This is a genomic window from Microtetraspora malaysiensis, from assembly GCF_050947145.1.
Classification (GTDB): Bacteria; Actinomycetota; Actinomycetes; order Streptosporangiales; family Streptosporangiaceae; genus Microtetraspora_A; species Microtetraspora_A malaysiensis.
The window spans coordinates 1,113,490-1,139,069 of sequence record NZ_CP191998.1; the positions used below are offsets into that span (position 1 = coordinate 1,113,490).

General features: G+C 69.0%; 30 protein-coding genes. 13 read left to right on the forward strand and 17 right to left on the reverse strand.

The genetic code is table 11. The features are described from left to right. Positions 1–51: 51 nt before the first annotated feature. Together ACQP1V_RS05550 and ACQP1V_RS05555 are read right to left on the reverse strand one after the other, a co-directional pair. Positions 52–237, reverse strand: a complete 186-nt coding sequence (locus tag ACQP1V_RS05550) for a hypothetical protein (RefSeq protein ID WP_433419472.1) — start codon at positions 235–237, stop codon at positions 52–54. A gap of 131 nt (positions 238–368) precedes the next feature. Further along, entirely contained in the window at positions 369–530 is a 162-nt protein-coding gene (locus ACQP1V_RS05555; RefSeq protein WP_433419475.1) for a hypothetical protein, read from the reverse strand. 622 nt (positions 531–1,152) lie between these two features. On the opposite strand from ACQP1V_RS05555, the gene ACQP1V_RS05560 reads away from it, so the two are divergent. Then, on the forward strand, positions 1,153–1,389 hold the full coding sequence (locus ACQP1V_RS05560) for a hypothetical protein (RefSeq protein WP_433419478.1): 237 nt from the start codon (positions 1,153–1,155) through the stop codon (positions 1,387–1,389). Between the two features lie 55 nt (positions 1,390–1,444). Here the strand turns inward: ACQP1V_RS05560 and ACQP1V_RS05565 are convergent, their stop codons facing one another. The 5 genes from ACQP1V_RS05565 to exaC all read right to left on the reverse strand — a co-directional run bounded on the left by ACQP1V_RS05565 (position 1,445) and on the right by exaC (position 6,376). Next, positions 1,445–2,182, reverse strand: coding sequence for a maltokinase N-terminal cap-like domain-containing protein (locus ACQP1V_RS05565; RefSeq protein WP_433419481.1), 738 nt, complete (start codon positions 2,180–2,182; stop codon positions 1,445–1,447). A gap of 18 nt (positions 2,183–2,200) precedes the next feature. Continuing rightward, a complete protein-coding gene (locus ACQP1V_RS05570) occupies positions 2,201–4,078 on the reverse strand; it encodes a propionyl-CoA synthetase (RefSeq protein WP_433419484.1) in 1,878 nt (625 codons plus the stop codon). Continuing rightward, the gene (locus ACQP1V_RS05575) at positions 4,071–4,352 is read right to left on the reverse strand and encodes a hypothetical protein (protein WP_067140738.1); all 282 of its coding nucleotides are present in this window, start codon (positions 4,350–4,352) and stop codon (positions 4,071–4,073) included. The genes ACQP1V_RS05570 and ACQP1V_RS05575 overlap by 8 nt, the downstream gene beginning before the upstream one ends. Positions 4,353–4,354: 2 nt before the next feature. Further along, positions 4,355–4,765: a DUF779 domain-containing protein gene (locus ACQP1V_RS05580; protein ID WP_067140736.1), complete on the reverse strand. Its 411-nt coding sequence runs from the start codon at positions 4,763–4,765 to the stop codon at positions 4,355–4,357. An 87-nt stretch (positions 4,766–4,852) separates the two neighbouring features. Continuing rightward, on the reverse strand, positions 4,853–6,376 hold the full coding sequence (exaC, locus tag ACQP1V_RS05585; protein WP_387416224.1) for an acetaldehyde dehydrogenase ExaC: 1,524 nt from the start codon (positions 6,374–6,376) through the stop codon (positions 4,853–4,855). Between the two features lie 168 nt (positions 6,377–6,544). On the opposite strand from exaC, the gene ACQP1V_RS05590 reads away from it, so the two are divergent. Further along, positions 6,545–8,140, forward strand: coding sequence for a GAF domain-containing protein (locus ACQP1V_RS05590; RefSeq protein ID WP_433419487.1), 1,596 nt, complete (start codon positions 6,545–6,547; stop codon positions 8,138–8,140). A 25-nt stretch (positions 8,141–8,165) separates the two neighbouring features. After that, positions 8,166–9,014 (forward strand): metallophosphoesterase family protein, encoded by an 849-nt coding sequence (locus tag ACQP1V_RS05595; protein ID WP_433419490.1) that lies wholly within the window; start codon positions 8,166–8,168, stop codon positions 9,012–9,014. Positions 9,015–9,048: 34 nt separating this feature from the next. Here the strand turns inward: ACQP1V_RS05595 and ACQP1V_RS05600 are convergent, their stop codons facing one another. After that, positions 9,049–9,657 carry a chloramphenicol phosphotransferase CPT family protein gene (locus ACQP1V_RS05600; RefSeq protein WP_433419493.1) on the reverse strand — a complete coding sequence of 203 codons (609 nt, stop codon included), beginning with the start codon at positions 9,655–9,657 and terminating at the stop codon, positions 9,049–9,051. A 108-nt stretch (positions 9,658–9,765) separates the two neighbouring features. Continuing rightward, complete coding sequence (locus ACQP1V_RS05605) at positions 9,766–10,227, reverse strand: Lrp/AsnC family transcriptional regulator (RefSeq protein WP_387416220.1); 462 nt, start codon at positions 10,225–10,227, stop codon at positions 9,766–9,768. Between the two features lie 110 nt (positions 10,228–10,337). Here ACQP1V_RS05605 and ACQP1V_RS05610 point away from each other — a divergent pair, with 110 nt between their 5' ends. Continuing rightward, positions 10,338–11,003: a LysE family translocator gene (locus ACQP1V_RS05610; RefSeq protein ID WP_433419496.1), complete on the forward strand. Its 666-nt coding sequence runs from the start codon at positions 10,338–10,340 to the stop codon at positions 11,001–11,003. Positions 11,004–11,070: 67 nt separating this feature from the next. On the opposite strand, the gene ACQP1V_RS05615 is transcribed toward ACQP1V_RS05610, so the two are convergent. The 3 genes from ACQP1V_RS05615 to ACQP1V_RS05625 form a co-directional block, all read right to left on the reverse strand. After that, the gene (locus tag ACQP1V_RS05615) at positions 11,071–11,601 is read right to left on the reverse strand and encodes a hypothetical protein (protein WP_433419498.1); all 531 of its coding nucleotides are present in this window, start codon (positions 11,599–11,601) and stop codon (positions 11,071–11,073) included. Positions 11,602–11,680: 79 nt separating this feature from the next. After that, the gene (locus ACQP1V_RS05620; protein ID WP_433419501.1) at positions 11,681–12,415 is read right to left on the reverse strand and encodes a LuxR C-terminal-related transcriptional regulator; all 735 of its coding nucleotides are present in this window, start codon (positions 12,413–12,415) and stop codon (positions 11,681–11,683) included. A gap of 190 nt (positions 12,416–12,605) precedes the next feature. After that, entirely contained in the window at positions 12,606–12,815 is a 210-nt protein-coding gene (locus tag ACQP1V_RS05625; protein ID WP_067140720.1) for a heavy-metal-associated domain-containing protein, read from the reverse strand. 156 nt (positions 12,816–12,971) lie between these two features. Between ACQP1V_RS05625 and ACQP1V_RS05630 the strand changes: the two genes are divergently transcribed. The 7 genes from ACQP1V_RS05630 (at position 12,972) to ACQP1V_RS05660 (ending at position 20,085) form a co-directional block, all read left to right on the forward strand. Further along, positions 12,972–14,180: an NAD(P)/FAD-dependent oxidoreductase gene (locus ACQP1V_RS05630; protein ID WP_433419506.1), complete on the forward strand. Its 1,209-nt coding sequence runs from the start codon at positions 12,972–12,974 to the stop codon at positions 14,178–14,180. A gap of 89 nt (positions 14,181–14,269) precedes the next feature. Further along, positions 14,270–14,545, forward strand: a complete 276-nt coding sequence (locus ACQP1V_RS05635) for a heavy-metal-associated domain-containing protein (protein WP_433419508.1) — start codon at positions 14,270–14,272, stop codon at positions 14,543–14,545. Positions 14,546–14,744: 199 nt separating this feature from the next. Beyond that, positions 14,745–16,172 (forward strand): MFS transporter, encoded by a 1,428-nt coding sequence (locus ACQP1V_RS05640; protein ID WP_433419511.1) that lies wholly within the window; start codon positions 14,745–14,747, stop codon positions 16,170–16,172. 113 nt (positions 16,173–16,285) lie between these two features. After that, positions 16,286–16,567, forward strand: coding sequence for a metal-sensitive transcriptional regulator (locus tag ACQP1V_RS05645; RefSeq protein WP_067140977.1), 282 nt, complete (start codon positions 16,286–16,288; stop codon positions 16,565–16,567). A gap of 37 nt (positions 16,568–16,604) precedes the next feature. Beyond that, positions 16,605–16,814: a heavy-metal-associated domain-containing protein gene (locus ACQP1V_RS05650; protein WP_387416213.1), complete on the forward strand. Its 210-nt coding sequence runs from the start codon at positions 16,605–16,607 to the stop codon at positions 16,812–16,814. Then, positions 16,814–17,791 carry a hypothetical protein gene (locus ACQP1V_RS05655; protein ID WP_433419516.1) on the forward strand — a complete coding sequence of 326 codons (978 nt, stop codon included), beginning with the start codon at positions 16,814–16,816 and terminating at the stop codon, positions 17,789–17,791. The genes ACQP1V_RS05650 and ACQP1V_RS05655 overlap by 1 nt, the downstream gene beginning before the upstream one ends. A gap of 29 nt (positions 17,792–17,820) precedes the next feature. Further along, positions 17,821–20,085: a heavy metal translocating P-type ATPase gene (locus ACQP1V_RS05660; RefSeq protein WP_433419519.1), complete on the forward strand. Its 2,265-nt coding sequence runs from the start codon at positions 17,821–17,823 to the stop codon at positions 20,083–20,085. A 114-nt stretch (positions 20,086–20,199) separates the two neighbouring features. Here ACQP1V_RS05660 and ACQP1V_RS05665 read toward each other — a convergent pair whose 3' ends face one another. Then, positions 20,200–21,174: a LuxR C-terminal-related transcriptional regulator gene (locus ACQP1V_RS05665; protein WP_433419522.1), complete on the reverse strand. Its 975-nt coding sequence runs from the start codon at positions 21,172–21,174 to the stop codon at positions 20,200–20,202. Between the two features lie 222 nt (positions 21,175–21,396). Here ACQP1V_RS05665 and ACQP1V_RS05670 point away from each other — a divergent pair, with 222 nt between their 5' ends. After that, positions 21,397–21,684 carry a heavy-metal-associated domain-containing protein gene (locus ACQP1V_RS05670; protein ID WP_433419525.1) on the forward strand — a complete coding sequence of 96 codons (288 nt, stop codon included), beginning with the start codon at positions 21,397–21,399 and terminating at the stop codon, positions 21,682–21,684. A gap of 249 nt (positions 21,685–21,933) precedes the next feature. Here ACQP1V_RS05670 and ACQP1V_RS05675 read toward each other — a convergent pair whose 3' ends face one another. The 3 genes from ACQP1V_RS05675 to ACQP1V_RS05685 all read right to left on the reverse strand — a co-directional run bounded on the left by ACQP1V_RS05675 (position 21,934) and on the right by ACQP1V_RS05685 (position 23,853). After that, positions 21,934–22,488: a GNAT family N-acetyltransferase gene (locus ACQP1V_RS05675; protein WP_433419527.1), complete on the reverse strand. Its 555-nt coding sequence runs from the start codon at positions 22,486–22,488 to the stop codon at positions 21,934–21,936. Positions 22,489–22,597: 109 nt separating this feature from the next. Next, a complete protein-coding gene (locus ACQP1V_RS05680) occupies positions 22,598–22,999 on the reverse strand; it encodes an NUDIX hydrolase (RefSeq protein ID WP_387418459.1) in 402 nt (133 codons plus the stop codon). 290 nt (positions 23,000–23,289) lie between these two features. After that, complete coding sequence (locus ACQP1V_RS05685; RefSeq protein WP_433419531.1) at positions 23,290–23,853, reverse strand: GNAT family N-acetyltransferase; 564 nt, start codon at positions 23,851–23,853, stop codon at positions 23,290–23,292. Between the two features lie 259 nt (positions 23,854–24,112). Here ACQP1V_RS05685 and ACQP1V_RS05690 point away from each other — a divergent pair, with 259 nt between their 5' ends. Next, on the forward strand, positions 24,113–24,706 hold the full coding sequence (locus ACQP1V_RS05690) for a hypothetical protein (protein ID WP_433419533.1): 594 nt from the start codon (positions 24,113–24,115) through the stop codon (positions 24,704–24,706). 29 nt (positions 24,707–24,735) lie between these two features. Here ACQP1V_RS05690 and ACQP1V_RS05695 read toward each other — a convergent pair whose 3' ends face one another. Next, on the reverse strand, positions 24,736–25,542 hold the full coding sequence (locus tag ACQP1V_RS05695) for an aminoglycoside N(3)-acetyltransferase (protein ID WP_433419536.1): 807 nt from the start codon (positions 25,540–25,542) through the stop codon (positions 24,736–24,738). Between the last annotated feature and the right edge of the window lie 38 nt (positions 25,543–25,580).

Genomic DNA, 25,580 nt, shown 5'->3' on the forward strand with positions numbered 1-25,580 from the left:
GGATGGCGCCGTGCCCGGACAGGGCGGGCTACCGGACGAGGCGGTGCGTTCTCATCCGACGGCGTAGGCGCGAGTGACGGTCTGCGTGAGGCCGGTGCCGGACACGTCGGTGGCCGCCACTCCCGGCGTGCGCGGGTTAGGCACCATGGCCGTCCACCCCGAATCGGTGGGGCCGACCGGGACGCGCTGCCAGCTTGCGTCGTCGTCGGAGGACATCGACAGCCGGACGGACTTCACCGCACCCTTGAGAGCCCCTGCGTCGCGCTCGATCCACATGGGCCGCCGGGGCGTCGAGCCCGGCGGGGGCGTAACGCATCGCCATCAGCGGAAGCTTCTGTTCCTTTTGTCGGGCTCGCCGACCGGAACGTTCAGACCGCGTCCACGGCGGTGGACAGCGTCGAATGCGGCACCTGCCTGCGCATCGACGCGCTCAGCGTGCACGAGGCGGGCTCCGGCGTCAGATCGGCGTGGAGCGTGCACGTCCCCGGCTCCTCGATCGTGCAGTCGGCGAGATCTGTTTTGGCGAGCACCTGACCGTCTCGGGCGAGCGTGGCGGTGCCTGTGTGGGCAGAGCCGCCAAAGACAGAAATGATCTTCTGGGCACCCGGGGAAGCTACATCGTTCAACGTAGTATCGTCAATGCGCTTTTCAACGCCTCCGGATCTGTCGCAGCCTTTCGAGGTCCTCGAAGCCCACCTCGGCGCCCTTGCGCCTGAGCGACTTCTTGTCTCGTACGACGGCGCGGGGAAGGGGCGTGCATGGCGATGAAGCAGGTCGGGGTCCCGCCGGTACCGGGCGACGAGTTCGGCGTCGGTCGTCTGTTCGCACACGTCGGCGATCAAGTTCTTATCTCCGACATAAACCCACCTTCCGGGTGATGGTTACGATCACTCACCTTTCGCCGCAAGCCAGGATTGTCTTCCCTTGAGTGCGTTACGCCCGGCGCGAGGCCGTTGAGATACGCGGCGCACGGGCCTGAGCGCGAAGATGCCACTGCTCGCGGGCCAGGGATATGCGAATCCAGCCGCGACGCCCCTGGCCTGCAATTTCTCGATCCGTTATGACCTCGGACCGAGAAGCAGACCCCCGTTGGTTGCTCATTGTTTGCTCACGTGTATGCCGCGGGGGCGCTCAACCAGCGGACTTCCGCCAGTGGACTATGACCTGTGTTACCTCTGGTCCGAGACGGGAGCGGGGTTCATCCGGCGGCTGCAGGAGCTTCGCGGCGTGCCGTTCACCGACAGTCTTGAGCGCAAGCTCCGCTTCTGGGAGCTGGCGGACGCGGCTGAGGACGTCCTGCACGGCATCGAGCACGGCCTTTCCGAGTTCCGCGACCAGAGCCTCGCCCTACTCCGCGGCTTCCTCGCGGAGCGGGCGTCGTCCAGATAACCGGTGCTCCCGCCGGATGATTGGCAGCCAGACCCGGCCTCGTCGTGGGCGGCGGTCAGCCCGATTGCCGAACCACGGCGAGGCAGCCGGTGGCGACGGCGGCGTCAGGGCCGTTCGGATACCAGGTCCCCGTCATCAGGCCCACGATGTCAGGTTCGCCGGAAGGGGGATCTACGGTCAGCGCCCGCCTCAACTCGATGGTCACCGCATCACCGGTCAGCTCACCCGGCATCACGTGTCGGCCCTGCGCGTACGCCTTTCTCGCGCCCTTTTCATGGCCAAGGTCGGCGGTCCCGTTGGTTCGGACCAGGCGGAGGACCTCGCTGATCCAGACGGGGTCCGCCTCGCCGTCGTAGATCCAGCGGGTTCCCAGCACGCTGTGCTCGGCCGTCGTGATGAGCGCTTCCGCCCCGGCGTTCTCGATGGGAGCGCCGCGGTAGGTCATCGGGATCTGATAGATCGCTGAGCCGTCGGTCACCAGATGCGTCTCGATGCCGACCTCGCCGGCGGGGTCTTCGAATCGGATGAAGCCGATCGGAGACAACGACGGGATGCCGGTTCCGAGATACCACGGCTGCCGGGATACCCACAGGGGGAGGAAATCCCGGAAGTGAGGCGTGAGAGTGGCGACCGCATGAATTTTGGCCATGATCGGCAGCGTAGATGCGGTGAATCGCCCGCGCAGCCGCCGAGACCCACGCACCCCAGCGCTCCGGACATCGCCGGGCGTGCCAGAAGTCCATCTCGCACGCCCGGCACGCCGCCGCCTCCGATCTCGCCGCTCAGCCGACATTCCGGACGTACGGCCGGGTCACTCCCGGCGCAGGTGAGGGCGGAGCGCCTCCAGCACTCCCGGGTCCTCGATCGTCGAGGGCACGGGCTCGTCGTGGCCGTCGGCGATCGCGCGCATCGACTTGCGCAGGATCTTCCCGGAGCGGGTCTTCGGCAGGCCGTCCACGATCGTCACCTCCTTGAGCGCGGCGACCGGGCCGATGTCGCGGCGCACCGCCGCGACGAGGTCCGCCTGGAGGGCGTCCGGCGCGATGTCCACGTCGGCCTTCAGCACGACGAAGCCGCGCGGCACCTGCCCCTTGAGCGAGTCGTGCACGCCGATCACCGCGCATTCGGCCACCGCCGGGTGCGCGGCCAGTACGGCCTCCATGGAGCCGGTGGACAGGCGGTGCCCGGCCACGTTGATCACATCGTCGGTACGTCCCATGACGAACAGGTAGCCGTCGGAGTCGACGTAGCCGCCGTCGCCGGTCAGGTAGTAGTCGGGGTACCGGGACAGATACGACGACAGGTACCGCTCGTCGTCGCCCCACAACGTCGGCAGGGTGCCGGGCGGCAGGGGCAGTTTGATGCAGATCGCGCCGTCGTCGCCCGGCGGCATCTCCTGCCCCGACGGGTCCAGGATCCGCACGTCGTAGCCGGGCACCGGCACGGTGGGGGAGCCGGGCTTGATCGGCATCGGCTCCAGGCCGCGGAGGTTCGCCGCGATCGCCCATCCGGTCTCGGTCTGCCACCAGTGGTCCACGACCGGCACGCCGAGCTTCTCCGAGGCCCACCGGTAGGTCTCCGGGTCGAGCCGCTCGCCGGCCAGAAAGAGGGCACGGAACGCCGACAGGTCGTACTTCGCCGCCTCGCGGCCCTGCGGGTCGACCTTCTTGATCGCCCGCACCGCCGTCGGGGCGGTGAAGAGGGCCTTGGCGCCGTACTGGGAGATCACCCGCCAGAACGCGCCGGCGTCCGGCGTGCCCACCGGCTTGCCCTCGTAGAGGACCGTGGTCGCGCCGGCCAGCAGTGGTCCGTACACGATGTAGGAGTGGCCGACGACCCAGCCGACGTCCGACGCGGTCCACCAGACGTCGCCGGGCCCGATGTCGTAGATGTTGGACATCGACCAGGTCAGCGCGACCGCGTGGCCGCCGTTGTCGCGCACCACGCCTTTCGGCTTACCGGTGGTACCGGAGGTGTAGAGGATGTACAGCGGGTCGGTCGCCGCCACGTCGACGCAGCCGACCGGCTCGGCCGCCGCCATCAGCTCGTCCCAGTCGACGTCGCGCTCGCCCATCTGGGCCCGAGCGCGGTCGCGCTGCAGCACGACGACCTTCTCCGGGGGGTTCGGCGTGGTGGCGATCGCCTCGTCCACGATCGGCTTGTACTCGACGACCCGGTTCGGCTCGACCCCGCAGGACGCGCACACCAGTACCTTCGGCGCGGCGTCGTCGATCCGGGCGGCCAGCTCCTTCGGGGCGAACCCGCCGAACACCACCGAGTGCACCGCGCCCAGCCGCGCGCAGGCGAGCATCGCGATCACCGCCTGGGGCACCATCGGCATGTAGATCACCACGCGGTCGCCCCGTTCGACGCCGAGCCCGCGCAGCGCCCCGGCGAACCGCGCCACCTGGTCGCGCAGCTCGGCGTAGGTGTAGCGCGCGGACGCGCCGGTCACCGGCGAGTCGTAGAGCAGGGCAAGCCGATCCCCGTGCCCCGTGTCCACGTGCCGGTCCAGCGCGTTGTAGCAGGTGTTCAGCTCACCGTCCGGGAACCAGCGGTAGAACGGCGTGCGGTCGGCGTCCAGCGCGCGCTGTGGGCGGCGCGACCAGGTCACCGCGTCGGCCGCCGCGAGCCAGAAGGCTTCCGGATCTTTCAGGCTCGCCGCGTAGGCGTCCTGGTAGTCACCCATCTTCGATCCCGTCACTTGTTTCGTAGCCGACGCATCGCTCCGTCGGTAGCCGGGGGTAGCGCGGCAGACGGGCGTCCCATGATGCCCGTCCGCACCGCAGGTACGCGGTGCCTCGCCGGGTCTCGTTGACCAGGCGATGCGTGCAGACGCCGCAGAGGCCGGGCGCGGCGCCGAGCTTCGACCACACCTCGTCGGCCGGTCGTACGCGGTCCGGAGGCGGGCCGGGCGTGTCACGCGCGCCTTCTTCGCCGGACGGGGCAAGCGGGCCGGACACGCTCACCGCTCCTCGGCCGGGACGGGCTGCTGCTCGCGGCCGTCCAGTTCGGCGAGCTCCTGGTCGGTGAGCAGCCGCGAACGGATCAGGAAACGCACGCCCTCCGGGGCCTCCAGCGAGAAGCCGCTCCCTCGGCCCGGCACCACGTCGATGGTGAGGTGGGTGTGCTTCCAGTATTCGAACTGTGACGCGGACATCCACACCGGGATCGGCTCGCCCACGCCGTCCACCCGGAGATCTCCGAGGCGTACGTCCGCGTTCCCGGTGCGGAACTCCCCGGCCGGGTAGCACATGGGGGAGCTGCCGTCGCAGCATCCTCCCGACTGATGGAACATCAGCGGGCCGTGCGTGCCGGCGAGGCGGCGCAGCAGGACGGCCGCGTCGGCGGTGACGTCCACCCGGTTGACTGCCATGTGTGCGAGGCTCCCTGCTTCGGGGATGGCCGGTACTCGAGGGGCGGCTGGGAAACCCGGGGCGCCCCTCGCGTACGGACCGCTCGATCAGAAGAATCCCTGGGCGTTTTGAGAGTATGACACCAGGATGTTCTTCGTCTGCTGGTAGTGGTCGAGCATCATCTTGTGGTTCTCGCGGCCGATGCCCGACTGCTTGTATCCGCCGAACGCGGCGTGCGCGGGGTAGGCGTGGTAGCAGTTCGTCCACACCCGGCCCGCCTGGATGTCCCGGCCGGCCCGGTAGGCGGTGTTGCCGTCCCGCGACCACACCCCGGCGCCCAGGCCGTACAGGGTGTCGTTGGCGATCGTGATGGCGTCGTCGTAGTCGTCGAACCTCGTCACCGAGACCACCGGCCCGAAGATCTCCTCCTGGAAGACGCGCATCTTGTTGTCGCCCTCGAACACGGTGGGCTGGACGTAGTAGCCGCCGGACAGGTCGCCGCCGAGGTCGACCCGCTCGCCACCGGTGAGGACCTTCGCGCCTTCCTTCCTGCCGATGTCGATGTAGGAGAGGATCTTCTCCAGCTGGTCGTTGGACGCCTGGGCGCCGATCATGGTGTCGGTGTCCAGCGGGTTGCCCTGCTTGATCTTCTGCACCCGCTCCACCGCGTCGGCCAGGAACGACGAGTAGATGGACGACTGGATCAGCGCGCGGGACGGGCAGGTGCACACCTCGCCCTGGTTCAGCGCGAACATCGCGAAGCCCTCCTGCGCCTTGTCGTAGAAGGCGTCCGGTGCGTCCGCGACGTCGGCGAAGAAGATGTTCGGGCTCTTGCCGCCCAGTTCGAGGGTGACCGGGATGATGTTCTCGCTGGCGTACTGCATGATGAGCCGCCCGGTGGTGGTCTCCCCGGTGAACGCCACCTTCCGGATCCCGCTGTGCTGCGCGAGCGGCTTGCCCGCCTCCACGCCGAAGCCGTTCACCACGTTGACCACGCCGGCCGGGATCAGGTCGGCGATCAGCTCAAGCAGCACGTGGATCGACGCGGGGGTCTGCTCGGCCGGCTTGAGCACCACGGCGTTGCCGGCGGCCAGCGCCGGGGCCAGCTTCCAGGTGGCCATCAGGATCGGGAAGTTCCACGGGATGATCTGCCCGACCACGCCGAGCGGCTCATGGAAGTGGTACGCGACGGTGTCGGCGTCGAGTTGGGAGATGCCGCCCTCCTGGGCCCGGATCGCTCCGGCGAAGTAGCGGAAGTGGTCGACGGCCAGCGGGATGTCGGCGGCCAGAGTCTCCCGTACCGGTTTGCCGTTCTCCCAGGACTCGGCGACGGCGATGGCCTCCAGGTTCTGCTCGATCCTGTCGGCGATCTTGTTCAGCACCTCGGCGCGCTCCGCCGGCGAGGTGCGGCCCCACGCGACCGCGGCGCCCTCGGCGGCGCGTACGGCCCGATCGACGTCCGCGGCGGTTCCCCGGGCGACCTCGGTAAACGTCGCACCCGTGACCGGAGTCGGGTTCGCAAAATATTCACCGCCGGCCGGCGGCACGTACTCCCCGCCGATGAAGTGGTCATAGCGTGGGCGAAATGTAACCACGCTCCCCGAATCCCCTGGTGCCGCATATGTCGCCATGTGTTCGCCCTCCTGGGTCCTGGACCGACGAGATGTGGCAAAAGGTAAAAGTGCCGACGTTGCACCGCCGTTGCAGAGGCATGAACGGGGGATGTATCGCCCTTGTTCGGGGCGGAACGGCAAGGCATGCTGCTGTGAGCAAGACCAGGTACGGGGGCGCTCGTTCGGGTGGACGCAACCGCCCTCGCCGACGTCGCCGCGGAGTGCACCTTGGACGCTGAGATCGCGAAAGCCGCGACCACCGTGGATGTGGCATCTGATCCGGCCGCGCAGTTCTCTGTGTTGCAGCAGGTCCGCGAGGCCATGTTGAGCGGGGACCGGCCGCGGGCGGCGCCGCGCTCGGTGATCCTGGATTCCTGGCGGCGCTCCCTCGCGGCGCGGGTCGATCCGGAGCATTTCCGCCCGCCGGTGGTGTACAAGCCGGAGGACATACCGGACGTGCGCTCCGCGCATCCGCTGCGTGACGTGCTGCCCCTGCTCCGCGAACTGCTCGTCAGCATCGCCGACCAGTCGTCGTACGTCATGATCGTCACCGACGCGGCCGGCACCATCCTGTGGCGGGAAGGGCCCGCCGGGCTGTGCCGGATCGCCGATCCGGTCGGGTTGTGCGAGGGCACGGGCTGGGCGGAGGGGGCCATCGGGACCAACGCGATGGGCACCGCCCTCGCCGTCGACGCCCCGGTGCAGATCTACTCCGCCGAGCATCTGGTGCGTACCTATCACCCGTGGACCTGCGCCGCCGCGCCCGTCCACGACCCCGACAGCGGGCGCACGCTCGGCGTGATCGACATCAGCGGGCTGCTGCACGAGCTGCACCCCGCCGTCGTCACCCTGGTCTCCGCCAGCGCGCGGCTCGCGGAGAGCCACCTGCGCAGGCAGATGGAGATGCGGGACGAGCGGTTGCGGGTGAAGCACCTGCCCCGCCTGATCGGCCTGCGCGGCGAGCCGGGCGCGCTGGTCACCGCGACGGGGCGGGTGATCGCCGCGGAGCCGTTCGGCGGGCCGTGGCCCGAGCGGCTGGCGATACGGCCCGGCAGCGACCGGGTGCCGCTCGCGGACGGCCGTGAGGCCCTGGTCGAGCCGCTGCCCGAGGGCTACCTGGTCCGGCTGCCGAGGACGGCCCCGGCGTCGCCGCGTCCCACACTGTCGCTGTCTTTCCTGGGCGACCGGCCGGTGGCGGTGCTGGACGGCCGGGAGCTGCCGCTCACCCTCCGGCACGCCGAGCTGCTCGCGCTGCTCGCGCTGCGCCCCGCCGGGCTGACCGCCGAGCAGCTCGCCCTGCAGCTCTACGGCGACGACGGCAATCCGACGACCGTACGCGCCGAGATCCACCGGCTCCGGGCCCAGCTCGGCGAGGCCGCCATGACGGCCAAGCCGTACCGGCTGCGGGCCGAGGTCGAAGCCGACTTCCTGACCGTGCGCGACGCGCTGCGCTCGGGCGACATCCGCGCCGCGGTGGCGGCGGCGCACGCCCCGCTGCTCGCCCGGTCGGAGGCGCCGGCGATCAGGGCCGAACGCGACCAGCTCGTCACGGCGCTGCGGTCCGCGGTCCTCGACACCCAGGACCACGAGGCGCTGTGGACGTTCGGGCAGAGCGAGCCCGGCAGCGAGGACATCGAAGTGTTCGAGCGCCTCGTCGCGGAGTCGCCCGCCCGCGATCCGCGTCAGGCGGTCGCCGCGGCCAGGCTCGCCTGGCTGCTCAAGGAGGACGACGACCCGCCCGCGATCAGCCGTCACACGGGGGCCCGGAGGTCGATCGACTGACCCATTCACGCCTAGGATCTCCACCATGATCTCCACGCCGAGGTTGCTCGCCATCAGCGATCTGCACGTGCGCTACCCGGAGAACCGCGAGATCGTCGAGCGGCTGCAGCCGGAGAACGACGGAGACTGGCTGCTGGTCGCCGGCGACGTGGGCGAGTTCATGGCCGACGTCGAGTGGGGGCTGCGCCTGCTCAGCGAGCGCTTCGCCAAGGTGGTGTGGGCGCCCGGCAACCACGAGCTGTGGACGCCGGCGGAGGACCCCGTGCGGCTCCGGGGTGAGGCGCGCTATCGGCACATCGTGGAGTTCTGCCGCTCCCTCGGCGTGGTCACCCCGGAGGACCCCTACCCGGTGTGGCGCGGCGCGGGCGGCCCGGTCACGGTCGCCCCGCTGTTCATCGGGTACGACTACACCTTCCGGCCGCAGGGCACCACCACCATGGAGCAGGCGCTGGATCACGCCGACCACGCCGGTGTGGTGTGTACCGACGAATGGCTGCTGCACCCGGACCCGTACCCGAGCAGGGAGGCGTGGTGCGCTGCCCGGATCGCGGAAACCGAACGCCGGCTGGCCGGCCGCGACCCGGCGCTCGCCACCGTCCTGGTCAACCACTATCCGCTGGTGCGGGATCCCACCTTCGTGCTCAGGTATCCGGAGTTCGCCCTCTGGTGCGGCACCGAGCGCACCGCCAAGTGGCATCAGCGGTTCAACGCCGCCGTCATGGTCTACGGCCACCTGCACATCCCGCGCAGCACCTGCTACGACGGGGTGCCGTTCGAGGAGGTGTCCCTCGGCTACCCCAGGGAGTGGGGCCGCCGGGAGGGGCCGCCGCCCCGCCCGCGCGCCGTCCTGCCCGCAGGGCCGCCCACCGCCTGACCTGGCCGGCCATCGCGGACGGGGCACTCCGCGATCAGCTGGGAGCCGGAGCGTCCGTGCCGGAGACGTCGATGGAGGCCAGCACCCCTCGCGTGTCCCTTGAGCGCCAGGCGGTCACCACCGACCGCGCGAGTGTGGGTGACACGCCCTGCGTGGTGTCCACCTCGTAGTCGTACGGACCGAACGTGTGTATGCCGTCGATTTCGACGTGTCCACGGCCTTCGCCGATGCGGCGATCCCCGCGCTCGCGTTCTCTCCGGTCGACCTCCGCGAGATCACAATGCACGCCGACGAGGAACACGTCGAAGTCGGCCAGCAGGTGGGCCAGATATTCGCGCCACGTCCGGAATTCAATGATGTGTTCCACGATCAGGTCGTTTCCCGCGCCGGCCAGGGCCGGCAGGCAGTGGTGAAACCCCTGGAAGAAACGGGGCCTCATCTCGTCCCACCAGGAGAAAGGACCCTCGTCCTCGCGCCGCTCCGGCAGCATGCCACTTGCCACGAACTGGTCGGAAGAGACGTGCAGGAACGGCTCGTCGAGTGACCGCTGAATTGCTTTGGCCAGCGTTGATTTTCCGGAGCTGGACGCCCCGTTCAGCATGATGATGCGGCCTCGGCCGCGATTCGGCGGGGTGGGTTCCATGCCGACACGATGCCAGAGCCGTACGTGCCAAGGGCGCGGGCGATGCGGGCGATCACCCCGGAGCCGAGAGCCCGCGGAGGCGGTGCGGTGTCGTCCGGATTCTCGTGCTTACTTTTCCGGGCCGGTCAGGGGGCGGTCGTCGACGATCTGCTTCATGACGAGGGTCGATGTCAGTCGCTGAATGCCGGGGAGCGCGGCGAGCCGGTCGTCTTCCAGGCGCTGGTAGGCGGCGAGATCGGTGGTGAGGACGCGCAGGAGGTAGTCGGGGTCGCCGAACAGGCGTTGCGCCTGGACGACCTGGGGGATTTCGGCGACGGCTTCCTCGAAACCGAGAAGGGTGCCGCGGTCTTCTTGCCGCATGGTCACGAAGACGAGCGCTTGAAAGTTCAGCCCGACGGCTTCGGGGGCGACGACCGCCCGATAGCCGCGGATCGTCTTCGTGCGCTCCAGTTCGCGGAGCCGACGGTGACAGGGCGACACGGTCAACCCGACGCGTGCGGAGAGTTCGGTGATGGTGAGGCGACCGTCCTCCTGGAGTGCGGCAAGGATTTTCCGGTCGATGGCGTCCATGAGCGGGATTCTTCCATTTGGGCCGCCGTACCAGCAATAAGTTGGAATCACTTTCCGGCTGTTCGCAGGTAACGTCCCGCATAGGATCCGTTTGCCGCAGGGGAGATGCCATGCCCGTCAGCTCCGTTTTCGCTTTCTGGGGTGTCGCCCTGCTGCTCATCGTGGTGCCGGGTGCGGATTGGGCGTTCACCCTCGGCGCGGGATTACGCGGGCGGTCGGTGGTCCCCGCCGTGGGCGGGCTCGTGCTCGGCTATGCGGCGATCACGCTCGTCGTCGCGGCCGGTCTCGGCGCCTTCGTCGCGGAAAACCCCAGAGCGCTCACCGTGCTGACCGTTCTCGGCGGTGGATATCTGATCTGGCACGGTGTGCGGACATTCGCCGCGCCTTCCGTGCCGGACGTTGCGACTTCCGACGTGATTGTGGACGGCGTGGACGGAGTGGTGGAAGCGCGGGGCAAAACTGGGTGGGCGACGCTCGCGCAAGGTATCGGAGTCAGCGGACTCAACCCGAAGGGCCTGCTGATCTTCATCGCTCTGCTTCCCCAGTTCACCCGCCCGGACCGGAGCTGGCCGTTGGCCGTACAGATGACCGCCCTCGGCCTGGTCTTCACGGTCACCTGCGCCGCGTTCTACCTCGCTCTCGGTTCGATGGCACGCACCCTCCTGCTCTCCCGGCCCGCGGCCGCGCGTGTCCTCAGCCGCGTGTCCGGTGCCGGCATGGTGATCGTCGGCATTTCATTGATCAGCGACCGGCTGAGCGGCGGCGCGGTGCTGTGAACGCGCATTCGGCAGGACACCCAGGAGAGCTGAGCCTGTCACGCGGCCGGAAGGACGCACATGCCGCTCAGGCCGTTCGAGCTGTCACCGCACGCCAGCCAAGGGCGACGCTGCCGGTCAGAAGCACTACTCCGGACAGCACCCCGCTGACGAACGGCACCCAGGCGACGGCGGCCGTCGAGGCCAGGACAAGGCCGGCGGTGCCCAGCACGGTGAGGACCACACCGGGTACGGCGATGCTCCAGTCTTTCCAGATCGGCGCAAGCGCGATGAAGTGAACGCCGACCACCAACGCCACCCAGGCCACGTTGCCTTCTACCGGACGCCCCCATATCGCGAGGACCCGGAGTCCGCCGAAGAGCAGGATCACCTCGGCGGCGACGACGAACAGGTAGCCACGGCTGAACATGTTCCGCTGCGCTCCCTCGGCGGAACCACGCTCCCCCCGAGCGGAGACGAACCACATGGCCAGAACACCTACGGCCCCCACGCAGGCAGCCACTTTCAGAAGAATCGCGGCCACGGAATTCAGCGGGCTCTGTGCGTTGACGACCACAAACACCGCGCCGAAGACCGCGCCGACCAGCAATCCAGTCATTCGTTGCATGTCATTCATTGAAAAGGACGCCGGATCGTCGCTACAAGGGGGCCAAGACGAGGACGAGGTAGGCCTGGCACTACCTCGCGGTGCCGCGCAGATAGGCGAGCACGGCCAGCACCCGCCGGTTGACGTCCTCGGTCGCCGGTAGCTCAAGCTTGGCGAACACGCCGGCCACATGCTTCCCGACAGCCGCCTCGGTGATCGACAGCGCGCGGGCCACGGCGCTGTTGGAGCGCCCTTCGGCGATCAGTCCGAGCACCTGGCGCTCACGCGCGGTCAGTCGCAGCACCGGCTCGGTGACCTCCCGGGCCCTGTTCCAGGTGTGCTCGAACAGATCGATGAGAGTGGTGATCAGGCTCGGCTGCCTGATCATCAGTGCGCCCGGCGAGTACGGGACGGGAGTCGTCCGCACGAACGCCACGGCGCGGTCGAAGATGAGCAGCTGCTGAATCGGCTCGTCGACGACGCGGTGGAGGTCACCCGAGGAGTGCAGTTCCCTGATTCGGGCCGCTTTGCGCGGATCGTCCAGCACGCTCGCGTGGACGATGGTGCGCATCGCCATGCCATGCTGCAAGGCGTCGAGCACGCTTCTCCTGCTTTTCTGCTCCTCGCGCCCCTTCTCCGATGAGCCCACCGGATGCATCGCGCGCAGCTCGTGGGCCGAACGCACCGCCTCGGCGATCCGCTGCTGGACGAGTTCGCTGTCGTCCAGCAACTCGACGCCGACGGGGACACCGCGCAGCTTGTCCACCGCCTCTTCCAGCCGATGGGCCAACTGCTCCAATCGGGCCGACGACATGCTCTCGCCCACGCGCCCCCCTCGTCGAATGTGTCCTCTACGGGTATCCGGCACAACTCATGTGACAGGCCACAGCCGGTTGTCTCCGGATCCCGGAATCATCCCGCGAGGCTTCACGTGACCTTGACTGAAACGAGCTACGGCCGAGCCAAGGCGGAGATTCCCACCTCGGCTCGGCCGTCGGTTGCCCGGTATGGCTCGCTCAGCCGGCCACGAGCTCGTAGCCCGCCTCTTCGACGGCGTCCCGCACGAGGGTCTCGTTCAGCGGGCTGTCGCTGGTCACGGTCACCTTGCCGGTCGCCAGCTCGACCTCGACGCCGGTGACCCCGGTGACCTTGCCGATCTCGGACGTCACCGTGCCCACGCAGTGGCCGCAGGTCATGCCGGTGACGGTGTACGTGCTGACGCTCATGTCGCTCCTTCGCAAATACCCCGGGTGGGTAACTTCCAGGGAAAGATAGTCATGCGGGTGGCGACACCGCAAGGCATACCCCCCATAGGTACTGTGAGATCCACATCACATCGCCAGTCCTACCCTACCCCGGTATGGTTCGGCGGCATGGCTGACATGAGCAGAATCGCGGTCGTCGGCGCGTCCCTTGCCGGATTGCGCGCCGTGCAGACCCTGCGTAGCGAGGGATTCGCCGGTGACATCACCCTGATCGGCGCGGAGACGCACCGGCCGTACAACCGTCCGCCACTCTCGAAGAGCGTGCTACGCGGTGACGACGACGTGACCCTTCCCGGTGCCGAGGAACTCGGCGGGGAGTGGCTCGGGAACCGGCGGGCCGTAAGGCTGCGCGTCGACAGAAGCCCGGGGGCCGCCACCGCGAGCACCGGGGGCGGCTCCATAACCCTGGACGACGGCGCGGAGATCCCGTTCGACGGCCTGGTCATCGCGACCGGTGCCAGGCCGCGGCGGTTCGCCGAACGGCCCGGGGGAGTCCACGAACTGCGCACGATCGACGACGCGCTGGCGCTGCGGGCCGAGCTCGACGCCGGGCACCGGAGCCTGGTCGTCGTCGGCGGAGGATTCATCGGCGGGGAGATCGCCTCGACGGCCAGGGCGCTCGGCCTGACCGTGACGCTCGTCGACGCCGGGCCCTACCCCATGCGCGGCGTCCTCGGGGTGGACACGGCGCGGTGGCTGGCCGCCCACCACCAGAAGAACGGTGTCGAGTTGATCTCCGGCGTCCGGGTGGCCGGTTTCGAGAGCAGGGACGGCCGGGTGACCGGTGTGCGACTCGAAGACGGGCGGTCGATCCCGGCCGACCTCGTCGTCGCGGGCATGGGCATCGTGCCCAACGTCGAGTGGCTGGAAGGCAGCGGTCTCACGCTCGACGACGGAGTGGTCTGCACGCCGTCGCTGTTCGCCGAGGGGACGTCGACCATCGTCGCGGCCGGCGACGTCGCGCGCTGGCGGCACGAGTTGTACGGGGGCGCGCTCGTGCGGGTGGAGCACTGGGCCAACGCCAATGCCCAGGGGGCGGTGGCCGCGCGCAACCTTCTCGCCGGCCCCGAGGGCGCCGTGCCGTACGCGGACGTGCCCGCGTTCGGGACGCACACGCATGGGGCGCGGATCCAGACCGCCGGCCTGCCCCACCTCGCCGACGAGGCGCGAACGGTGCACGGTGCGCCGGAAGAGGCCAGCTTCGTCGTGGCCTTCCTCAGGGGCGGTGTCCTCGTGGGCGCCGTCGGGGTGAACGCTCCGAAGGAACTGAACCGGCTGAAGCGCGGGATCGCCGCCGGGGATGTCCTCGAAGCCGCAACTTCCTGATCCCCACCGCTTGAGAAACCCCCAGGGGGTATGTTACGTTTCTCGCCGATGGATACCCCCCATGGGTATCTGGCCAAGGAGGGAAGCTCATGTCCACGGCATGTTCGTGCTGTAGCGGAGAGGCCGCTGCCACGACCGTGGCGATCGGTGACGGCGCCACGCGGATCTATTCGGTCAGCGGCATGACCTGCGGTCACTGCGTCTCGTCGGTCTCCGGTGAGATCGGCAAGGTCGCCGGGGTGACCGGCGTGGCCGTCGATCTGGCGGCCGGAGCCGTCACCGTCAGCGGAGCGGGCTTCTCCGACGAGGAGATCCGCGCCGCGGTGGAGGAGGCCGGCTACGAGCTGGCCGGGACGCCCGCCTAGCGAAGGCCACGCGGAAAGCCCTCAAGGGGCCGCGCAGCAGGACCGCGAAGTATGGGCCCCCGCCGGGAGCCGGGAGAACGTCCCGGGACGTAAGGGGTGGGCGTGCATTGCCGTGCACGCCCACCTGGGGCCGGTCGGACTCGTCATCACACCCAATCCCCGTTTCGCATCCTATGGTGCGAAGAACCAGGAGACAGGCATGAATGCCGTCAATCCGCGCAGGTGGCAGGCGCTGATCGTGCTCGCCGCCGCGCAGTTCATGGTCATCATGGACACCTCGATCATTGGAGTCGCCTTACCGGACATGCAGCGCGACCTGGGCTTCTCCCAGGGTGACCTGCAGTGGGTCTTCAACGCGTACGTCGTCGCCTTCGGCGGGCTGCTGCTGCTCGGCGGGCGGCTCTCCGACCTGCTCGGCGCGCGCAAGGTGTTCACCGCCGGCTGGGTCGTACTGGTCGCCGGATCCGTCGTCGCGGCGGCGGCGAGCAACCCGGCGCTGGAGATCACCGGCCGGGCTGTCCAGGGCGTGGGCGGCGCGCTGATCGCGCCCGCCGCGATGACCCTGCTCATGATGCTCTTCGGGCACGACCAGCGCGAACTCGGCAAGGCCATGGCCCTGTACGGCGCGGCCGCCCCGGCGGGCGGCACCGCGGGCGTGTTCCTCGGCGGCGTCATCACCGAATACCTGAGCTGGCCGTGGGTGTTCATCGTCTACGTCCCGATCGGCCTGGCCACGCTGGCCGCCGTCCCCGCGCTGCTTCCGGCCGTCCAGGGCAGGCGCGGATCGGTCGACCTGCTGGGCGCGGTCGCGGTCACCGCCGGCATCGCCCTCGCCGTGTTCACGATCGTCCGGGCGCCCGAGCAGAGCGCCGGCGCCACCGTCGTCCAGAGCGTCGGAGCCGTGGTGCTGCTGGTGCTGTTCCTTGTCATCCAGCGGTCGGTCCGCGAGCCGCTCATGCCGCTCCGGATCTGGCGCACCCCCGGGCTGGCCACGGCCAACCTGGCGATGGCGCTGCTCGGCGCCGCGTGGATCCCGATGTGGTACTTCCTCAACCTCTACCTGCAGCAGGTTCTGGGATACGGCGCGTTCCCGAGCGGTGCGGCGCTGCTTCCGATGACCATCGCGATCATGATCTTCATGATCGGCATCACCGCCCGGCTGCTCGGCCGGTTCGGGGCCAAGCCGCTCATCGTGATCGGCCTGCTCGTCCTGGCCGCGGGCGTGGGGGGACTCTCCCTGGTCCACCCTGACGGCTCCTTCGCCGCCGATGTGCTGCCCGCGTCGCTGGTGGCGGCGGTCGGCATGTCGCTGGCCTACATTCCGGCCATGATGTCGGCCATGTCCGGCGCGCGGCCGGAGGAGAGCGGCCTCGCCTCGGGCATCGTCAACACCACCTACCAGGTGGGCTCGGCGCTCGGCCTGGCCGTCATGACCGCGATCGCCACGTCGCAGGGGGCGGCCGATCTGGGGAACCTGCCCAGGCTGACCCACGGCTTCCAGGCCGCCTTCGTCGGCGCGGGCGCGGTGGCCGTGCTCGGCGCCCTGCTCTCCCTCCTGCTGATGCGTGGCCGGAAGGCCGCCGCCGTGCGGAGCGGGGAGCGGGAGGCGTCGTCGCTCGGAGCCTGACGCGGGGACGGGGCGCGCTCCATCCGGAGCGCGCCCGGGTACCCCGAACTCGGCGGGATACCATAGGGGGGTATGGTGTTAACATGAGTAGCCTGAGCGAGAGGAGCGGGGAGATGGCCGGATACAGCGACACCGGGCAGGAGCACCTCCGGCGGCTGCGCCGGATCGAGGGGCAGGTCCGGGGTCTGCAGCGGATGGTCGAAGAAGACAAATACTGCATCGACATCCTCACCCAGGTCTCTGCGGCCAGTCGCGCTCTCCAGTCCTTCGCCCTCGCTCTTCTCGACGAGCACATGGCCCACTGCGTCGCGGACGCCACGGCGAAGGGCGGTGCGGAAGCCGAGGCGAAGATCAAGGAAGCCTCCGACGCCATCGCCCGCCTCGTCCGTTCCTGAACTTCACCGACATTCACGAATGACAGGAGTGATCGATATGACCACCGCCACCTACACCGTCAAGGGCATGACCTGCGGCCACTGCGTCAGCTCGGTCAAGGAAGAGGTCGGAGAGGTCGCCGGCGTCACGGGCGTCGAGGTGGACCTCGCCACCGGCCTGGTGACAGTTGAAAGCGAAGGCCCCGTGGACGCGGCCGCGGTCACCGCCGCCGTCGAAGAGGCCGGATACGAAGTGGTGGATCGCTGATGAACACCCCCGCCAAGCTCGGAGCCTACGTTCTCGGCCTCGCCGTGGTCTTCGGCGCGACCTTCGGAGTCGGCACCGCCGTGGGAGGCGTCGGCACCCCGCCGGCCGCCGAGGAGCACAGCGCCCACGGCGACCACGGCGGTGCCCCCACCGCCGCTGGCCAGGCGACCCCCGCTGGCACGGCGGCCATTCCAGGAGGGCTCGAGGTGTCCCAGAACGGCTACACGCTCACCCCGCTGACCACGACGGCCGAGCCGGGCAAGAACACGGACTTCCGGTTCACGGTCACCGGGCCCGACGGCAAGCCGGTCACCGGCTACCAGGTGCAGCACGAAAAGAAGCTGCACTTCATCCTGGTCTCCCGGGACCTCTCCCACTTCCAGCACCTGCACCCGGCCGAGGCCGGCGACGGTGTGTGGTCGGTGCCGCTGACCCTCCCCGAGGCGGGCGCGTACCGGATGTTCGCCGACTTCGCCCCCGAAGGCGGCAGCGGCATGACCCTCGGCGCCGACCTGTACGCCGCGGGCGACTACGCGCCGAAGGCCCTGCCGGGCGTGAGCCGTACGGCGACGGTGGACGGATACACCGTCACCCTCGACGGCGACCTGGCTCCCGGCCGGACGAGCCGGATCACGCTCAAGGTCAGCAAGGACGGCAAGCCGGTCACCGACCTGCAGCCCTACCTCGGCGCGTACGGCCACCTGGTGGCGCTGCGCGGTGGCGACCTGGCCTACCTGCACGTGCACCCCGATGGCGAGCCTGGCGACGGCAAGACCCAGCCGGGTCCGGAGATCGTCTTCTACGCCGAGGCGCCCAGCCGCGGTGACTACCGGCTCTTCCTGGACTTCCAGCACGACGGCAAGGTCCGCACCGCGGACTTCACCCTCCACGCGGACGGTGCCCCGGCGTCCGGCGAGCAGGGCGGCCACGACGAGTCCCCGTCCGGTTCCGCCGGGCACGGCGAGCACACGCACTGACGCGGGCGTGACGTGAGAGAGGAGAGACGATGACTTCCGTCACCGAGTCTGCCACCGTCGAGGAGCAGCCCCTGGGCTCGCTCGAGCTCTCGATCGGCGGCATGACCTGCGCGTCCTGCGCCAACCGGATCGAGCGCCGGCTCAACAAGCTGGACGGCGTGACCGCGACGGTCAACTACGCCACCGAGAAGGCCAAGGTCACCTTCCCCGACGGCATCGCCCCGCACGACCTGATCGCCGAGGTGGAGAAGGCCGGCTACACCGCGCAGCTGCCCGCCCCGCCCCGCCAGCAGAACGAGAACGGCGGCGGGCCGGAGGAGCCGGAAGACGAACTCGGCCCGCTACGCGCCCGGCTGATCACCGCGCTGGTCCTGGCGGTCCCGGTGGTCGCGATGGCGATGATCCCCCCGCTGCAGTTCACCAACTGGCAGTGGCTGTCGCTGACGCTGGCCGCCCCGGTCGTCGTGTACGCGGGCTGGCCGTTCCACAAGGCGGCCTGGACCAACCTGCGCCACGGCGCCGCGACCATGGACACGCTGGTGTCGCTCGGCACGATCGCCGCGCTCGGCTGGTCGCTGTGGGCGCTGTTCTTCGGCACCGCCGGCACCCCCGGCATGACCCACCCGTTCGACTTCACGATCCAGCGCAGCGACGGCTCCGGCAACATCTACCTGGAGGCCGCCGCCGGGGTGACGGCGTTCATCCTGGCCGGACGCTACTTCGAGGCGCGTTCCAAGCGCCGCGCGGGCGCCGCGCTGCGGGCCCTGCTGGAGCTGGGCGCAAAAGACGTCGCGGTGCTTCGCGACGGGGTTGAGGTCCGGATCCCGAGCGACCAGCTCGCGGTGGGGGACCGGTTCGTGGTCCGCCCCGGCGAGAAGATCGCCACCGACGGCGTGATCGAGGAAGGCACCTCCGCGGTCGACGCCTCGATGCTGACCGGGGAGTCCGTCCCGGTCGAGGTAGGGCCGGGCGACGCGGTGACCGGCGCGACCGTCAACGCCGGCGGCCGCCTGGTGGTCCGCGCCACCCGGGTCGGCTCCGACACCCAGCTGGCCCAGATGGCCCGGCTGGTGGAAGAGGCGCAGACCGGCAAGGCGCAGGTCCAGCGGCTGGCCGACCGGATCTCCGGCATCTTCGTCCCGGTCGTGATCGCGCTGGCGTTGGGCACGCTCGGTTTCTGGCTGGGCACCGGGGACGGGGTGGGGGCGGCGTTCACCGCGGCGGTCGCCGTGCTGATCATCGCCTGCCCGTGCGCGCTCGGCCTGGCGACCCCGACCGCGCTGCTGGTCGGGACCGGCCGGGGAGCCCAGCTCGGCATCCTGATCAAGGGCCCGGAGGTGCTGGAGTCCACCCGGAAGATCGACACGGTCGTGCTGGACAAGACCGGCACGGTCACCGAGGGCAAGATGACCCTGGTCGAGGTGCACACCGCCGACGGCTCCGACGAGGCCGAGGTGCTGCGCCTGGCCGGAGCGCTGGAGCACGCCTCCGAGCACCCGATCGCCCAGGCCGTGGCCAAGGGCGCGGCCGAGCGGGTCGGCCCGCTGCCCACGCCCGAGGACTTCGCCAACATCGAAGGACTCGGCGTCCAGGGGATCGTGGACGGGCACGCGGTGCTGGTCGGACGGCCGAAGCTGCTGGCCGAGTGGTCCCAGCACCTGCCGGTGGAGCTGGAGCGGGCGTTTGAGGCGGCTCAGGCGGCGGGGCGTACCGCGGTGGCGGTGGGCTGGGACGGCAAGGCGCGCGCCGTGCTCGTCGTGGCGGACACGGTCAAGGCCACCTCGGCCGAGGCCATCGGTCAGTTGCGCGCGCTGGGGTTGACTCCGGTGCTGCTCACCGGCGACAACGAGGCGGTGGCCCGGACGGTCGCGGCCGAGGTCGGCATCGATGAGGTCATCGCCGAGGTGCTGCCCGCCGACAAGGTGGACGTGGTCAAGCGCTTGCAGGGCCAGGGCCGTACGGTCGCGATGGTGGGGGACGGCGTCAACGACGCGGCGGCGCTCGCGCAGGCCGATCTCGGTCTGGCGATGGGGACAGGTACGGACGCGGCGATCGAGGCGTCGGACCTGACGCTGGTTCGGGGTGATCTGCGGGTGGCGGCGGACGCGATCCGGTTGTCGCGGCGGACGTTGCGGACGATCAAGGGCAATCTGTTCTGGGCGTTCGCGTACAACGTGGCGGCGTTGCCGTTGGCCGCGGCGGGGTTGCTGAACCCGATGATCGCGGGTGCCGCGATGGCGTTCTCGTCGGTGTTCGTGGTCAGCAACAGTCTCCGCCTGCGCGGTTTCAAGTAGAAGGTTTCACGTAGGAGCAGGGCGAGCGGCGGCCTCCGGGAGATGTTCCGGGGGCCGCCGTTCGCTGTGCCGGAATTAGGTGTCGGCGGGGTCCGCCGCGTCACGGCGGGTTTGTCAGTCGAGCCAGCCGAGTCGCGCGGCGCGTACCCCGGCCTGGAAGCGGCTGCCCGCTCCCAGCATCGCCGTGAGCTCCCCTACCAGGCGGGTCACCGTACGCGTCGAGACGCCGAGGCTACGGGCGATGGCGTCGTCCTTGGCGCCCGTGGCCAGCAGACGGAGCACGGCTCGCTGCTGCTCGGTGAGCGCCGTGTCGTCCGCCGAGCGCGGGACGTCGACCAACTCGGACGCATTCGTCCAGCAGAACTCGTAAAGCGCCGCGAGAGACCTGATCACGTCACGTCCGCGGATCAGTACGGCGCCGCGCTCCAGATCCTCGGGGTCGGCCTGCACGACCGCGACCTGCCGGTCATAGATGAGCATCCGGGTCGGGATCACCGGCGCGACCCGGATCTCCGTTCCCTCTTCTCTCCGCGCTCGCAGCCGCTCGCGCAACATCGGGTTGGCGAGCATCACCTGGGCGTGCAGTTCGCGCTCCCGTACGCCGCGCCCCCTGCGTCGCCTGAGGCGGGCGTCGCCGGTGTCCAGCCGCTCCGGAGTCCAGTTCGCCGCCGGGTGCATCGTCATTACTTCCAGCTGGGCCAGATCCGCCAGTTCGTCGATCCGGTTGTTGAGCGCCGCCAACCGCTCGCGCTCGTAGAACTCGACGCGGAGATCGTCGTTCGCGTGCCGGGTGAACCCGAGGTAGTTCTGCGCGAGGGAGGCCACCATGGCGTGGTGTTCGACCAGCCGGTCCAGTGCGCGGTGGCTGCTTTCAAGGCCGCGGGTCAACGCCGCGACCGCGTCGACGGTGGTCTCCGTCCCGGTGTCCAGGAGGCCGAGACGTACCAGGCCGTCCTGGGCCCGCCTGAGATCGTCAACTGACAGTCCGAGTTGCGTTGTGGCCTCCGCGAGGGACTCGCCCTGCTCGTGCATCCGGGCGTACAGCATGCGGACATGGCGCTCTTTCTCGGCATGAGACGCGTCGGTCACCGACCCTGGCACCCCCGTTTCGGTATCAAGGATGCGACAACGATGGCATCGGGCGCTTCTGCCGCAAAATCCGGATGATCCACGCCTGGATGGCCGATTCACGCCATGGCGTTCTCCGGACGCCTCATTCACCACCATTCGCCTCTGCACTGCGGCAGGCTCATTGGCGGCGGACTCGACCGGAACGCCTCCCCATTTCCCTCTCGATCTAAGGAGATCGGTGTGATCACTATTGCCTACAGCCTGGTCGGCTACCACGTCACTGGTCTGTCCTCCGGAACCTGCGATCACTGCGTGGCCGCGATCAAGGCCGACCTCATCAAGGTGCCCGGTGTCGTAGGCGTGGAGGTGGATCCCGGCGCCGGGAAGGTCAGTGTTCTCACGAACAGCGCGGTGGATGAGGACCTCGTTCGCGCGGCGATGGACCTCGCGGGCTGCGAGATCGTCGGATCCGCGATCGAGGAGGAATCCAGGGAGGGCGGTCCCATCCCGGTTCCCACCCTGGCCTGACGGCAGGATCCTTCGTCTGGTGTGCTGACCACCAACCTGCTGTTCAACGTCGCCGGCCGTCCAGGTGCGCTGCCGCGCTGTCGCAGACAAGGCCACCTGGGCGGTTAGCTGACCCGCCTGCGGGTGCTCGGCACGATCGTCGCCCTCTTCGTCGTTACGCGGATCATCGCGCCGGCAGTCTGGCGATTTGTGACGATGAGGGCGACGGCCCCGGCCCGGCTCCTGCTTCGCGCCGATTCCCGGAACGGCCTACTCGGACAGGCGGGCGGCACGTCCCGGCTTCCGCGCCGTCTCAGGACTCACGTAGTAGTGCACCACGGCGTGTTCGCCCGCGGCGTTCAGCCAGTCGGCGCGGGTGGTGACGACACGTCGCCATCCGACACGTTCGTACAAAGCGATGGCCGCGTGGCCGTCGTCCGATACGTCGAGGATGAGAGGCATCCCGAGGTTGGCGGCCTCCTTGCCGGCCACCTCGAGGAGCTGGGTGGCCTGCCCGTGGCCTCGCTGCCGAGGGGTGACGAAGAGCCGGGTGATCGATCCAACCGGAGCAGCCGGCGTACCGAGGGCCTCGGCGAGGGACGGTTCAAGGGTCGCCGCGTCAATCTGTGCGAGTCCCACGTGTCCGACCACGTCAAGCCCGTCAACCGCCACCCACGCCTCAACCAGGTTGGACGGTGTCAGCCATCGCCCGGGATCGGCGGGCCAGTCCACCGGGTAGCGATCGGACGCCTGCACGGCGGCGAGAGCATCGATGCACGCAGGCAGATCCTCGGTAGTTCTCCGACGGATCAAGAGGGTCTCCATCCCAGGGATTTTATTGCGGGCCGTCGGAACCTCCCGGTGGGACGGGACCGCGCACAAGACTCCGAGTCGGGGACAGTCAATACCTGTGGATCGGTTGGGGTGCGCTGAGTCAGTGAAGCTGTCCGGTCTGGTGTAGATCATCGAAGATGATCTGGTCGACTGGGGACACGCGGTCGCGGTCGGCGTAGCTCAGCCAGGTGATTTCTTCGATCTCGCTGCTGGGCGTCGGTACTCCGTGATGGTCGGCGGTGTAGCAGGTCATCCGCACGGTGATGCCCTCGGCGTGGCCGTGTGCCTGGGCCTGGTAGGTGCCCACGTGGGTGGCGGTTGCGGGGATGATGGCGATGGAGAGTTCCTCGTCGATCTCGCGGATGAGGGTGTCGAGGTCGGTTTCGCCGGGTTCGCGTTTGCCGCCGGGGATGTAGTAGGCGTTCTTGCCTCGCGACCGGGTGCTGAGGATCTTGCCGTTGTCCAGGTGGATCCAGGCGATCTTGTCGATGGTGCTGTTCATCGTGTGCTCCTGTTGTCGGGGGCAGAGGGATGGGTCAGGCGGCCAGGTCGTCGGGGCGTTCGAGGAGTCTGCCGTCGGTGAAGGCCGCGCCAACGTCGGCCTTATCTCGAAACCACCATCGGCTGATCCGGGAAGGTACACCCTTCCCGGTCAGATCCACAGGTTTCGATCATCGCTCCGAGTCGGCTTGATCAGCGGGTGTCCGGCAGGTCCTTCGGGGAGCTGCTGGCGTGGCCTGGCTGGCAGGTCCGGGTCCGGCATCTTCGGGCATGAAGCGGTGCCGGCCGGTTTCACGCGTCGCTGTTGATTCGGACGTGCAGGTGCCCATCGCGCGGGAAGGCGGGGGGTTGGGCAGGGAGAATGGAACGGAGCGCGTACCGGCATTTCTCTGCCACACGGCACGACGCGTGATTATCGACGGCATGCAGCAGATCGAGGCGGGTTAGCGGCATGATGCGCTGCGAACCAAGCGCCCAACGCGATACAACCTCAAGAGCGCGGCCGGCGATGCCCCGGCCTCGGACTTCGGCCGACGTCCAGTAACCGACCGTCGCCAGAGTCTTGCTGGAATCGGTCGCCGTGACCGCAATGTGGCCGACTGGACGACCGGCATCGCCGTCCTTGCCGCGGCACTCCAGTATGGCGAAGCTGAATCGGACGCCGGTGGCCCATCCTTCGCTCTGATCATCGATCCAGCGACGAGCCTCTGTGCCGCTGGCAAGTGAGGTGGTCAGCCAGCGGCGCAGAAGCGGATCACGATGAGCCGCTACGAGGGCCACCGCATCCTCTGTTCGCCAGGGACGTAGGCGCAACGCAGGTGTGGACATGCCCTCGTGACCGAGGATTTCCACCATGACGCCCCACGGGTGTCGCTGGGTCACTCGGACCCGTTGGCCAGGGACCAGGTCGGCTTCTGCGGCATCGGATCGCGGCACGAGATCATTGTGTCGCGGGGGTGTGCTGAACCGTTAGCCTGCCTCGTTGAGCAGGGAGAACCATGATTTGAGCTGTTCCCACCGGCCTCGGTTGCTCATGGGTTCGTTGATCTGAAGATTTGGCGTGTGGCCTGTGACGCCTGTCCTCCCGTGTCTTGATGCTCTTAGGCTGCTCGTCATGGACAACGGTGGAACATTTCTTCAGGCGGCGGACATCACTGCGACGCTGGACACCGTGCTCACTGCCATGCGAGCTGTAGACGCCGGCATCACTTACCGCCTGGGGGGCACGAGCGCGGCTCTTCTCCAGGGTGTCCGACTTCCTGTCGAGGACATCGACCTTTTGGTGGCGCGGCGAGAGGACGTGGATAAGTTCGGTGCCGCGCTCGCCTCGTTTCCCTGTCTGAATGCTGCCTCGTGGATTCCACAGTCCTCGCAATACTTCGCCAGGTATGAGGTGCACGGGGTCAAGGTGGAAATCAGCACCGTTGAGCGGCAGGCTGACTCTGACGGGATGGAATGCGTTGGTCGCGGCCCATGGCAGCACTACGTGTGGATCGCATGTGGCTCGCACCAGGTTCCTGCGGTTCGTTTGGAACTACGGTTGGCTACGGAACTCGTACGGGACAGGGCCGACCGTTACGAACCTCTCCTTGACTATATGAGCGCCCATGGGTGCGATGTTGACCTGTTACATCGGGCCATGAGGGACCAGGGTCTGTCAGCGGAACGCCGGCGCCTGGTCTGGGATCGCCTCGGCCATTCCGCTTGAGCCGACCTGACGAGGTGCCGACGCATTTTCTACGGGGCCTCTCCCGCCGCGACGCGATGGGCGGCCATCCAGTCTGTCGCGAAGTCGACCAGAGCACGCTGGGACATCAAGCGTGCCGTCGCGCAGCCAACCTTGCCGATCATCGCCGCGCCGGTGGCTTCGAAATCGGCGCCGAGCCGCTCGAAGTCGTCCGTATCGGGCACCACATCGGTCCACGTGGTCCACTGGCCTGCTCCGTCAGGCTGCCGGACCGAGGCACCGGCGAGTGCGCGTGGCGGCGATGCCTGCCGGTATTCGGCTAGATGTAGCGATGTGTTCGAACCGTGCCCGCACCCCAGCAGCAGCACGTTCCCGTCCAGTCGGTACACCGCCCCGAGTGGTGAGTGATCGCCCAGCGCATCGTCGAGCTGGTGCCCGCCAATGATGTCCACAGCGTGCGGGCCATGCGTGGCGAAGGAGACGTGGGGATGGTCGCTGCGCAGGGTGTCGGGCCAGTTGCGGACCGACTCGGCGATGACGCCCATCCACTGACTCGGCGTACGCGACGGGTCGAATCCGGGCGCCTGCTCGCGGATCACCGGCCACCACGTCTCAGGGACCGGCGGGTTCCGCCAACCGGCCGGATCGGTATTCGCGGGCGTGTGGGTCGGCACGACGAGGGTGCCTTCCGGGCCGAGCACGTCGAGCAACGCCTGCACGACCGCCTGGGGACCGCCGGCGACGAAGCCGATGCTTTTCATCGACGAGTGCAGGAGCACGATGTCGCCCGCGGTCACGCCGAGCGCATGCAAGTCCGCCGCAAGGGACTGAGTGGTCTGGGGGAGCGGTTGATCCACTTGGCGGAGTGTACTCGGGGGAGGACTCCGCGAACCAT